Annotated in this window: 10 protein-coding genes and 1 pseudogene; 4 read left to right on the forward strand and 7 right to left on the reverse strand. The window is 61.9% G+C overall.

Translation table 11 applies throughout. From position 1 onward, the window contains the following. Nucleotides 1-8 precede the first annotated feature (8 nt). The 5 genes and pseudogenes from ACW4PC_RS17590 to argE all read right to left on the reverse strand — a co-directional run bounded on the left by ACW4PC_RS17590 (nt 9) and on the right by argE (nt 4,611). On the reverse strand, nt 9-1,472 hold the full coding sequence (locus ACW4PC_RS17590; RefSeq protein ID WP_455874615.1) for an aldehyde dehydrogenase family protein: 1,464 nt from the start codon (nt 1,470-1,472) through the stop codon (nt 9-11). Between the two features lie 228 nt (nt 1,473-1,700). Next, a complete protein-coding gene (locus tag ACW4PC_RS17595; RefSeq protein WP_455874616.1) occupies nt 1,701-1,892 on the reverse strand; it encodes a hypothetical protein in 192 nt (63 codons plus the stop codon). A gap of 269 nt (nt 1,893-2,161) precedes the next feature. Beyond that, nucleotides 2,162-2,516 (reverse strand): annotated as a pseudogene (locus ACW4PC_RS17600) (cupin domain-containing protein). Nucleotides 2,517-2,543: 27 nt separating this feature from the next. Continuing rightward, a complete protein-coding gene (locus ACW4PC_RS17605; protein WP_455874617.1) occupies nt 2,544-3,467 on the reverse strand; it encodes a 2-hydroxyacid dehydrogenase in 924 nt (307 codons plus the stop codon). A gap of 19 nt (nt 3,468-3,486) precedes the next feature. Then, a complete protein-coding gene (gene argE, locus ACW4PC_RS17610) occupies nt 3,487-4,611 on the reverse strand; it encodes an acetylornithine deacetylase (protein WP_455875048.1) in 1,125 nt (374 codons plus the stop codon). Between the two features lie 191 nt (nt 4,612-4,802). On the opposite strand from argE, the gene ACW4PC_RS17615 reads away from it, so the two are divergent. Then, a complete protein-coding gene (locus ACW4PC_RS17615) occupies nt 4,803-5,747 on the forward strand; it encodes a GNAT family N-acetyltransferase (protein ID WP_455874618.1) in 945 nt (314 codons plus the stop codon). Nucleotides 5,748-5,967: 220 nt separating this feature from the next. Continuing rightward, nucleotides 5,968-7,908 carry an acetate--CoA ligase gene (gene acs / locus ACW4PC_RS17620; RefSeq protein WP_455874619.1) on the forward strand — a complete coding sequence of 647 codons (1,941 nt, stop codon included), beginning with the start codon at nt 5,968-5,970 and terminating at the stop codon, nt 7,906-7,908. Between the two features lie 42 nt (nt 7,909-7,950). Here the strand turns inward: acs and ACW4PC_RS17625 are convergent, their stop codons facing one another. After that, entirely contained in the window at nt 7,951-9,198 is a 1,248-nt protein-coding gene (locus ACW4PC_RS17625) for a TIGR03862 family flavoprotein (RefSeq protein ID WP_455874620.1), read from the reverse strand. Nucleotides 9,199-9,312: 114 nt separating this feature from the next. On the opposite strand from ACW4PC_RS17625, the gene ACW4PC_RS17630 reads away from it, so the two are divergent. Both ACW4PC_RS17630 and ACW4PC_RS17635 read left to right on the forward strand, forming a co-directional pair. Continuing rightward, nucleotides 9,313-9,738, forward strand: a complete 426-nt coding sequence (locus ACW4PC_RS17630; RefSeq protein WP_455874621.1) for an OsmC family protein — start codon at nt 9,313-9,315, stop codon at nt 9,736-9,738. Nucleotides 9,739-9,863: 125 nt separating this feature from the next. Further along, nucleotides 9,864-10,763: a DMT family transporter gene (locus ACW4PC_RS17635; protein ID WP_455874622.1), complete on the forward strand. Its 900-nt coding sequence runs from the start codon at nt 9,864-9,866 to the stop codon at nt 10,761-10,763. Between the two features lie 5 nt (nt 10,764-10,768). Here ACW4PC_RS17635 and ACW4PC_RS17640 read toward each other — a convergent pair whose 3' ends face one another. After that, nucleotides 10,769-11,791: a polysaccharide pyruvyl transferase family protein gene (locus ACW4PC_RS17640; protein WP_455874623.1), complete on the reverse strand. Its 1,023-nt coding sequence runs from the start codon at nt 11,789-11,791 to the stop codon at nt 10,769-10,771. Nucleotides 11,792-11,810 lie beyond the last annotated feature (19 nt).

The raw sequence follows: 11,810 nt of genomic DNA on the forward strand, positions 1-11,810 counted from the left end.
GCAGGTCCTTACAGGCTGATGAGCACGCTTTTGCTCTTGCGGTTGGCAAGATAGGCTTCGCGGCCGAGATCCTTGCCGATGCCGGACTGCTTGTAGCCGCCGGTCGGCAGGATATGGTCGCGTGAGCGACTGTAACGGTTAACCCAGATAGTGCCCGCCTGCAGGCGGCGGGTGAGCCGGATCGCTCGGGAAAGATCGCGAGTGAAGAGCCCGGCCGCAAGTCCATAGGTTGGGTGATCGGCCAGCATCAACGCCTCCTCCTCGTCGGCAAAGGTCTGTAGGGTGAGGACGGGTCCAAAGATTTCTTCGATGACTGCTGGTGAGAACGCGTCGCGAACGGCGATCAACGTCGGCTGATAAAAGTAGCCCGGCGCATCCATCGGTGCGCCGCCCAACAAGCATTCGCCCCCCGCCGAAACAGCTGACTCGACAATGCTGTGGATGCGGTCCAACTGGCGCTTGGAGATGATCGGCGAATATTGGCTCGTCTCGTCCCAGGTCGGCGCCGCCTTCACCATCTTCATACGCGTGACGATCGCTTCGGCGAGAGGTGCAGCAATGGATTCCTCGACGATCAGCCGGGAGCCGGCGACACAGGCCTGGCCGGCATTGGAAAGTATGCCTTGGGAAATTACCAAGGCGGCCTTGTCGAGATCGGCATCTGCGAACACCAGTTGCGGGCTCTTTCCACCAAGTTCCAGTGTCATCGGCTTGACGCCCTTGCGGGCGATATTGGCCATGATGGCAGAACCGGCTGCGGTCGAGCCGGTGAAGCTAATCTTGGCGATCTCCGGATGGCCGGTAATGGCATTGCCCGTGACCTGGCCGTCGCCAAGGACGATGTTGATGAGACCTGCCGGCAGGCCGGCCCGGATTGCCAGTTCGGCGAGATAAATGGTCGAAAACGGCGTCATTTCGGACGGCTTTAGAACCACCGCATTGCCGGCCGCAAGTGCCGGACCAAGCTTCCAGCCAGCCATGGAAACAGGAAAATTCCAGGGCGTGATGGCACCAACCACTCCGTAAGGTTCCGCCATGATCATGCCGAGATTGCTGTCGTCCGTCGGCACGAGATCGCTTCCCTCCTTATCGGCGAATTCGGCGAAGAAACGGATCTGCTCTGCGGTGACGGCAATGTCGCCGGAGACAAGCTGGCCGACGGGGCGTGTTGAGGAAACCGCCTCGAGTTTCGCAAGCGTTTCGGCCTCGCTCTCGATGAGGTCCGCCCAACGCTGTAGCGCGACAGTACGCTCGCGCGGGCGTACGCCGCCCCAGTTGCTCACCTTCAAGGTCTGTTTGGCGGTTTGGACAGCGCGATCAACCAGGTTTTCGTCAGCGACCGGGCAGCCGCCATAGGCCTTGGCATCGGATGGGCGATGCATGTCGATGACGCCTTCGGCCGCTACCAGCCGGTCGCCGATAAAGTGTCCGACCGGCAAGGGAAGTTTGTCCGGATCAAAGCTTAGTGTCATTGCGCGTCCTCTGCGTGGCTTAAAGGCGAGGATAGGGCGATAACAAAAGCAGCATGCATCGACTGGCGATGCCTGGACGGCGGAATATTACGTTTTGCGCGACGCCGCAGTCGAATCTTCGGCGGTGGCGCCGATGCATGGCGCATCTCCTTGTGTGATCAATGAGAAGATGCGCGGAGGCAGCCGTTGAGACCACGAAAGACATGAAAGGAATCCGATAACCTGCGGTTATGGCTCGCGCGGCTCTGTCTCGTCCGGCTTCAGAACGGTCATGTAATATTCGGGATGCGGAGCCGGACGGTAACCGGCCTTCTCGTAGACGGCGTGCGCGTCACCGGTCGCCAGCATGCGACTGGTGACGCCGGCGAGCTCCGGATGGCTGCGGATCTCTTGGCGAGCCAGCAGGGAGCCCTCTGCCACGGTGGGCCGGCAGTGTGAAGACATCGCGCAGTTAGGCGAAGACGGCATCGTCGGTGACGACGCGGCCGAAGGCGGCGAGGGTGCCGTCTTCGGCGTAGACGCCAATCGGCAGAGAATATTCCAGCGCTCGCTGCAACTGGTCCAGTGTCATGCCGCGCGCCCAGTAGGAATCGGCCGCCAGGAAGCGGTGGACCGTTGCCGGACCGAGGCGGGCGCGATCCGTGCTGAGGAGGAAGATTCGAAGACGATCGGGTCGCGCCGCATCGGCGTCACATGACGGTCACATAAATCTTGCGCACGGTCTCGATCGTCTTCCAGACCCCGACAAAGCCTGGCTTCATGACGAAACTGTCGCCGGTCTTATAAATGACCGGCTCGCCGCCTTCCTGGGTGAGCTCGACGACGCCTGAAAGGATGTGGCAGAATTCGAAGGTTTCGCCCTTGATCGAGCGAGTCTCCACCAGGGGTCGCTTCCCAGACACCGGTATGGACCATCTCTCCGCGGGCGACATCCTGCGCCCAGGTCTTGAAGGAGGGATTGCCCGAGATCAGCCGTTCGGGAAGAGGGTCGGACTCACGCGGCGCAAAGGTCGGGTTCTTTTCGATAGTCTTCAACAGGGACATGGATTTTCTTTCCTGTGGGTTGATAATTCAGTAGCCGCGGTGGCGATCGACCAGCCCGATAGGGTCGAGGCCGGCTTGGAAGCGCTTGATGTTTTCGATCACCGCCATAGCGGCGGTTTCGGGTTGGGTGACGCTGGCGATATGCGGCGTCAGCAGGATTTTCGGATGGATCCAGAAGGGATGGTCTGCGGGGAGCGGCTCCGGATCGGTGACGTCGATCACGGCGCCGGCGAGATGCCCACTGTCGAGGGCGTCGAGCAGTGCCTGATGGTCGAGCTGCGGGCCGCGGCCGACATGGACAAGCGTGGCACCGGCCGGGAGCAGCGCAAAGAGCTCTGTGCTGAGAAAGCCGCGCGTTTCGTCCGTCAGCGGCAGCAGGCAGACAAGAATGTCGGTGGAGCGCAGCAGTGTATCGAGGCCGTCCCGGCCGCTCAGGCACCTGATTCCGTCGATTTCGCGCGGGCTGCGGCTCCAGCCGGACAGCGGGAAACCGAACGGCCTCAGACGTTCGAGCACTGCGGTGCCGAGCATGCCGAGGCCAAGCACGCCGACACGGCGTTCTTGAGCCTGAACCGGAGCAATCGCCTGCCAGAATTGTCGTCTCTGTTGCTCGAAATAGGCTGGTAGGTTGCGATGCAGCGCGAGCACGGCGAGCGCCACGTATTCCTGCATCATTCGGGCGATGCCCTCCTCGACCATGCGGACCACCTTCACATGCGCGGGGACGGCATCGATGCGGAATTGGTCGACGCCGGCGCCGATGGAAAAGAGTATCTCGAGATTGCGATAACGCGCGAGATTTTCCGGCACCGTCCAGGTGATCAGGTAGCGCACCGCGTCCGGATCGACTGTCTCCGGGTCCAGTGAAAAGGGAATGTCGGGCAGTTCGTGCGCAAACGCTTCGGCGAAAATTGCGCCGCGCTTGGCGTTGGAGTTAAAGAGGAAGGTCATCGTGGTTCCTTCGTGATCGTCAGGCGCTGCAGCGGGCGCCGAGCGCCTCGATCACCGCCTGGCAGGCGAAGAGTTCGTCTGCGCAGATGAATTCGTCCGGCTTGTGGGCACGACCGATGTCGCCAGGCCCGCAAATGATCGCATCGATGCCCGCCCGCTGGAAAAGCCCGGCTTCCGTGCCAAAGCTGACGGCGGCGAGCGGCTCGCACCCGGTCAGGTCCGCAAATAGCGTTGCAAGCGGCGCATCGGCGGCAAGCGAAAGCGCCGGATAGGCACTGAGCTCCTGCCATTCAACCTTGAAGCCGTGTTCAGTCAGCGCTTCGGCGGCGGCACGGACGGGTGCGAGCAGCACGACGGGATCAACGCCGGAAATTGCGCGCGCCTCGAACTCGGCTTCGCACGAATCCGGAATGATGTTGACCGCCTGTCCGCCCCTCAGCGTGCCAATCTGGAGAGAGGAATAGGGCGGCTCGAAAACGTACTCGAACGGACCTCCTGCCAGCCGGTCGGCTTCCCTCGCGGCTTGGGCGAGCACGCCGGCGATACCGTGAATGGCATTCAACCCCTGGTCCGGCCGAGATGAATGACCGGAACGACCGTTGACCGTCAGCCGGGCGGCAGCCTTGCCCTTGTGCGCACGGATCGCGCGCATGCCGCTCGGCTCGCCGATGACGGCGCCGAGCGGGGTTTTACAGAGCTCAGGCAGGCGCGCGATCATATGCGGTACCCCTCGGCAGCCCGCCTCTTCGTCGTAGGAGAAAGCGAAGTGGATCGGACGCCGGAGCGGCGCCTGCGCGAGGCCCGGAGCGGCAGCAAGACAAGCGGCAAGGAAACCCTTCATGTCGGTTGCGCCGCGACCATATAGTCGGCCCGCTTCGGCGCGCAGCTGGAAGGGGTCGCTCGTCCAGCCGCTCTCGGCAGCCGGGACCACGTCCATATGACCCGAAAGGATGTAGCCAGCCACGTCCCTCGGGCCGATGGTGGCGAAGAGGTTCGACCGGTCACCCTCCGGGCCGGGAAGGATCGTGACGTCGACGCCGTGGCTTTGTAAATAGTCGCGGATCCAGGTTAGGATCCCGGCATTGGGCGTGCCGACAACGGAGGGGAAGCTAACGAGCGTTTCAAGGATTTCCATTGCCTGCATCATTGTTGCCCTCAAAGCATACCCTGCTTGCCGAAATCGGTGCCGTCGATCATGCGTTCGTGTTGAGTTTAGACATCAACCCAGGCGTTACATGCCGAAATCGCGCAAGATTTGGTCGATTGTTGTGTTTCCAGTAACCTCACAAGCAATTTCTGTCGGTTGCCTTGGCATAGCATTAAGTCGCCCTGCCGATGCGTGATCGCGCTCGGCGTGAAGATCGGTGTTCAGGAGAAACGCACGTGGTTCCAAAGGAATCGAGAGTTGTCGACAGTTTCGATATGCGCATTGCCGATCTCAGCACCACAGAGCTTGATCGGCTGCATGCGCTATCGATTTCTGTCGGATGGCCGCATCGCGCCGAAGACTGGCAGTTGCTGCGGGAAATCGGCAAGGGCATCGTTGCGATGGACGAAATCGGCCGCATAATGGGCTCTGCGATGTGGTTTCCCTATGATGTGCGTTTTGCCACGATCGGCATGGTGATTACCTCTCCCCGTCTGCAATCGAACGGTGCCGGGCAATGGCTGATGGGCCATGTGCTGGATCGGCTTGAAGGGCGTGACCTTGGGCTCAATGCCACGCGAGCCGCGCGGCGTCTGTACCAATCCCTGAATTTCACTCAAGAGGGGACTGTCTACCAGTGCAATGGCGAAGCGATCGCTCCGCCGGAACTTGATCCACCGATCGGCAGCGTGCTGCGGGCGTTGGAGCCTATGGATCTGGATGCCATCGTCGAGTTAGACAAGGCTGCCTTCGGTGCAGATCGCAGGATATTGCTGGCCCGACTGCTGGCATGCTCCAATGGCATCGGACTGATGCGCGGCGGCAAGATCGAGGCTTTTTCGCTTTGTCGGCCGTTCGGGCGTGGCCACGTCGTCGGGCCTGTTGTGGCCGCCAGAGACGGGGATGCAATCGCTGTGGTTCATCCGCATGCCACCCGACATGCCGCCTCCTTCCTACGGCTCGACACCCGCGAAAGAGACGGGAGGTTTTCCGAGTTTCTGTCCCGCTGCGGCCTTCCGGTCTACGACACCTTGACAACCATGTCGCTCGGGCGACGTTGGCTCGCTGTGCGTCAAGGTGATGCGCCACGCGAGCCCAGAACCTACGCGCTCGCCAGCCACACACTCGGCTGATCTAACGCAATCTGTCCTGCCTGGGGAGGTAAGCATCCATGGCGGCCATCCCGCTCTGCGAGCCGATCGAAGAACCCGTCGTGCGTATCGAGCACGATCTGCTCGGAGGTTCGCGTTGCTGACCGCTATTCCAACGCGCGGTGAGACCCTAAGCAAAGCGTAATGGACTAGCGCTGCGATTGCAGCGCGAAGCCAACTCAGACAATCCGAGGAGTATTTCGTGGCATCCCATCGTTACCCTGTCCTGGAGTCCGTAAAGACACGAACGCTTATCGACAATGAGACTTATCTCGAATGGTATAAGGAGAGCGTCGAAAATCCCGATGCCTTCTGGGCCGAACATGGCAAGCGCATCGACTGGTCGAAGCCCTTCACCAAAGTCAAGGACGCGTCCTTTGAGGGCAATGTCTCGATCAAGTGGTTCGAGGACGGCGAAACCAACGCCTCACATAACTGCATCGATAGACACCTGAAGGACCACGGAAACCAGGTCGCGATAATCTGGGAGGGGGACGGGCCCTCGCTCCACAAGAAGATCACCTACAACGAGCTCTACGAGCATGTCTGCCGCATGGCGAACGTGTTGAAGAAGCATGGCGTCAAGAAGGGTGAGCGCGTCACCATCTATATGCCGATGATACCCGAAGCGGCCTATGCCATGCTCGCCTGTGCCCGCATCGGCGCCGTGCATTCTGTCGTCTTCGGCGGGTTCTCGCCGGAAGCGCTTGCCGGCCGTATCGTCGACTGTGGTTCGACGTTCATCATCACCTGCGACGAGGGCGTTCGCGGCGGCAAGCCGGTGCCGCTGAAGGACAATGCCGATACCGCGATCCACATCGCGGCCCGCCAGCATGTGACGGTCGGCAAGGTCCTCGTCGTGCGCCGGACCGGCGGCAAGACGGGCTGGGCTCCCGGCCGCGACCTTTGGTACCACCAGGAAGCGGCGACGGTGAAAGCCGAGTGCCCGCCTGTGAAGATGAAAGCGGAGGATCCACTGTTCATCCTCTATACCTCCGGCTCCACCGGTAAGCCGAAGGGCGTCTTGCACACGACGGGCGGATATCTTGTCTATGCGTCGATGACGCATGAATACGTCTTCGACTATCACCATGGCGATATCTATTGGTGCACGGCCGATGTCGGCTGGGTGACCGGCCATTCCTACATCGTCTACGGTCCGCTTGCGAATTGCGCGACGACGCTGATGTTCGAAGGCGTGCCGAACTTTCCCGACCAGGGCCGCTTCTGGGAGATCATCGACAAGCACAAGGTCAACATCTTCTATACCGCTCCGACAGCGATCCGTTCGTTGATGGGCGCCGGCGACGATTTTGTCACCCGCTCGTCCCGCTCGTCCTTGCGCCTGCTCGGGACGGTCGGCGAGCCGATCAACCCGGAAGCCTGGGAGTGGTACTACAATGTCGTCGGCGATGGCCGTTGCCCGATCGTCGATACCTGGTGGCAAACAGAGACCGGCGGCATCCTGATCACGCCGTTGCCTGGTGCGATCGACCTGAAGCCGGGTTCAGCGACCGTCCCGTTCTTCGGTGTGAAACCGCAGCTGGTCGACAATGACGGCAAGGTGCTGGAAGGCACTGCCGACGGCAACCTGTGCATTACCGACAGCTGGCCCGGGCAGATGCGCACGGTCTATGGCGACCATGAGCGCTTCATCCAGACCTACTTTTCCACCTACAAGGGCAAGTATTTTACCGGCGACGGCTGCCGCCGCGATGAAGACGGCTACTACTGGATCACCGGTCGTGTCGACGATGTGCTCAACGTCTCCGGCCACCGCCTCGGCACGGCCGAGGTGGAGTCCGCGCTCGTCTCGCATAATCTGGTTTCGGAAGCCGCGGTCGTTGGCTACCCGCATTCGATCAAGGGACAGGGCATCTATTGCTACGTCACGCTGATGGCCGGCAACGAAGGATCCGATGAGTTGCGCCAACAGTTGGTGAAGCATGTTCGCACGGAAATCGGCCCGATCGCATCTCCGGACAAGATCCAGTTTGCGCCCGGCTTGCCGAAGACCCGTTCCGGCAAGATCATGCGCCGTATCCTGCGCAAGATTGCCGAGGACGATTTCGGCGCGCTCGGAGATACGTCCACGCTTGCCGATCCCGCGGTCGTCGATGACCTCATCGCCAATCGAGCGTAGACATTCTCTGTGTTGAACCTCTCTCGCAGCGCGGCATCCGCCCTACCGCACAGGGTTTATTGCGGCTATCGCAGGGCGACCACCAAACCCCAGCCACTTACCGATCCCCACCCCCGCAGCATTCCCCGTCGCCACGCACGCCGTCAGCAAATACCCGCCGGTCGGGGCTTCCCAGTCGAGCATTTCTCCGGCGGCGAAAAGGCCGGGAATGGCACTCAGCATGTAGCCATCGTCAAGCGCGCTCCATTCGATGCCACCGGCGGAGGATATGGCCTCAGTGATGGGGCGGGGGCGGGTGAGAGGGATCGGCAGGGATTTGACGTGGCTTGCGAGCTTCGATGGGTCCTGAAGGTCGGTTTCCTTTGCGAGTTCGCGCAGCAGGCCGGTTTTGACGCCGTCGAGGCCGGCGCCTTTGCGGAGGCGGTTGGCGAAGCTGCCTTTCCTGTCCTGGCGGGCGAGGTCCTTTGAAAGGCGCTCAGCGCTTCGGCCGGGTGCGAGGTCGACAAGCAGGGATGCGGGCTTGCCGGTTTCGAGCGCGTCTCGCAGTGCTGCGGAATGGGCGTAGACAAGACTGCCCTCGATGCCGTGGCGGGTGATGACGAATTCGCCGGGGAAGGTGCCGGCGGGCGAGGTGGCGGTGACTGATTTGAGCGGCTCGCCCGCGAAACGGCCGCGAAAGGTCTCGCTCCAATCGACGTCGAAGCCACAATTGGCGGGGCGGAACGGCGCGATGCTCACGCCCTTTTCGTGGAGCCACGGTACCCAGGCGGCATTCGAGCCGAGGCGCGGCCAACTGGCGCCGCCAAGTGCCAGCAAGGCGGCATCAGGGTGGATGACACGATGGCCTTGCGGCGTTTCGAACGCGTAGCCGCCGCCTTCGAAGCCGGTCCAGCGGTGGCGTGTCAGGACCGAAACGCCGTGGGCTTCCAGACGCGCGATCCAGGCGCGCAACAGCGGCGAGGCCTTCATGACTTTCGGGAAGACGCGGCCGGAGGAGCCAGTGAAGGTCTCTGTGCCAAGCCCTTCCGCCCAGGCCCGGACATCGTCGGGCCTGAAGCCGTCCAAGGCGGGGCGCAGCCGGTCGGACGCTTTGCCGAAGCGGGCAACGAAGCGCGCATAATCTTCCGAATGGGTGATATTGAGGCCGGACTTTCCGGCGAGCAGGAATTTGCGCGCCACCGTGGGCATCGCTTCGTAGATGGTGACGGCGTGCCCGGCTGCCGAGAGTACCTCGGCCGCCATCAAGCCTGCCGGTCCGCCGCCGATGATCGAGATCTGTTTTTTCTTCATGGCTCGCCTGATACAGGATTCATATCTGCGCGTCTGCGGATTTGCGGTAAAGCACGAATTGCGGGCGACCGGCAAACCCATTACTTGAGAAGTATATCAACGGAGTGTCCCGGCATGGCCGACCTCAAGGCAAGACCAAGACCCACAGGCGCCACCGCCGTTCTCGGGCGCACCGGCTTTGCGCATGTCACCTCGGCGACGAAGGGTGAGCTCGACATCGTCACCAGCCCGTCGCAGCCGGGTTTCAATCCGCTGGACTTGCTTTATTCCTCGCTGTCGGCCTGCCTGGTGTTGAGCGCGCGCATCGCCGCAAGCCAGATGGGCGTCCTCGACAGGATCACTGAATTGACTGCTGACGTGACCGGCGAGAAGGCGACGGAAGGGCCCTCGCGCGTTGAGATGTTCAATATCGTCTTCGCCATCAAGGGCGACATCGACGAGAGGACGCGGCAGAAGATTGCGCATGCGGCGGAGGAAATCTGCACCGTAAGCAATACGATCCGCGGCAATCCGCAATTCGCTACCGAAATTTTCGGCTGAGGCCGCTGACTGTCGAATACTTTTGCCTGCCTTTGTCGTTCCTGCGCTATCGTCGGCGGCCCTCATCTGGTAATTCGCTGCCGATCGCCGCTTTCACTGCTCGCGGCGCAGAAAGCATCGAGATCATGTCGCAGGCCGCTTCCGCAACCGTCGAAACCGCACCTTCCAATCGCCTTGCCCTCGCGGCACTGATCCTTGGCGGGGCGGCGATCGGCGGCTCGCCGATCTTCGTGCGGCTGTCGGAAGTCGGACCGATGGCGACGGCGTTCTGGCGCGTCGCGCTCGCCCTGATACCGCTCTTCATCTTTTCGCTGATTAAGAAGGGTAAGGATGCCGGGTCAAAGCCGGAAAAGCTTTCGGACTATGCGCTTCTGGTCCTGCCAGGTGCGATCCTCGCCATGGATCTTGCTGCATGGCATCTTTCGATCACGATGACATCGGTTGCCAATGCGACGCTGCTGGCCAATCTTGCGCCCGTCTTCGTCACGGTCATCGGCTTCCTGTTCTTCCAAGCGGCGGTGACGCGGCTCTTCGTTCTTGGCCTTGCACTGGCATTGGCCGGCGTCATCATCCTGAAGGGCGGGCCTTCGGCCTTTGGGAACGGGGACCTGCTGGGCGATGGCATCGCGATCGTCGCGGCGTTGTTCTATGCCGGATACATCCTTGCGATCGGCAGGCTCAGAAGCCGGTTTGATACCATCCGCATCATGCTCTGGAGTACGGCGTCTGCGGCGGTTTTCGTATTTCCGCTGGCTTTCGCCTTCGAGGATCAGATCTGGCCAGCCACGGTCTACGGCTGGGCGATGGTTTTCGGCCTCTCCTTCGTCAGCCATGCAGGCGGGCAAGTGGCGATCACTTATGCACTCGCCTATCTGCCAGCCGCCTTCTCCTCGCTGACGCTGCTGCTCCAGCCCGTCGTCGCGGCAATTCTCGCCTGGATACTGCTCAACGAAACGATCGGCCCGATCCAGGCGATCGGCGGGGCAGTCGTGCTCGCCGGGATCATGATCGCCCGGCGAGGCTGACGGGATCAGGCGACTGCGGCAGGCCGCACGCGGCGGGCGTCGAGGATGGCGAGCGCCTCGTCGACGGTTGCGGCAAGGGCTGCCTTTTCGGTGTTGCAAGTGCCCCAGGCCTCGATGAAGCTGCTCGTCTTGCCGTAGCTGTTGTCCAGCACGCAGTGATCGGCGCCGATCAATACGCACATGATGTGGCCGTGCATGCGGTCGGTGATGACCTGGCGCGCCGAGCCGAGCAAGGCCACGCCGCGATCGAAACGCTGCTGTGCGCGCTCGCGATAGGCAAGCTCCGTCATGCGGGCGCGTCCGCCGATCTTCCCCGACATCAGGCCCTTCAGGATCGCGGTATGCTTGGTTTGCCGCTGGAAATCGGCGGGCTCGTCCGGCCAGTCGGATTTGACGGTGCCGGGACGTCCCGTGGCAGCGGTGAGATCCTGCGGAGTTCCGACTTCCTGATCTTCGCGGAGGTTGAGCAGCAACTCGTGCTGCGGGCCCGGGCGCGCGACCGGGCCGATGCAGAAGGCCATGTCCGGGCAAAGGCGCGTTTCGCACTGGAACCAGCGGCGCGCGAATTCCAGGCTCTTCTTGTCGCGCACCAGGAGCGTGAAGTTGCCGTGCTGCTCGATGGCGCGGGCCGTGCTGTCGATATTGGCCTGCTCCCTGAAATGGATCGTCTGCGGCATCTGGACGATCGGGCGGCCCTTGAATTTTGTCAGCATGCCTTCGCGGAACTGGCGATAGCCGGCCCATATGTCGCCGAAATTGCCGCCGCCGTGCAGGAAGATGCGGCCGTTGCCAATTGTCGCGAGCATCCGCTCCTCGTCGTAGGTCGGAATCTCGGTCACATAGGCCGGCCGCGTCTTGCGGCGGTCGAAATAGGCGAGCTCCCCGAGCCAGATGGCGCTGTCGCCGATATTGTAGTGGTTAGGGAAATCGAGCAGCGCGAAGCGCTCCGCCGGATCGACAAGATCGGAGAGGTTGTTTGCGATCAGACCCTGGAGGCGGTTGATGATCGTAATGTTGGTTTCCTGCATAAAAGCTCCTGTTTGCTGG

The organism is Rhizobium yanglingense (assembly GCF_977109285.1).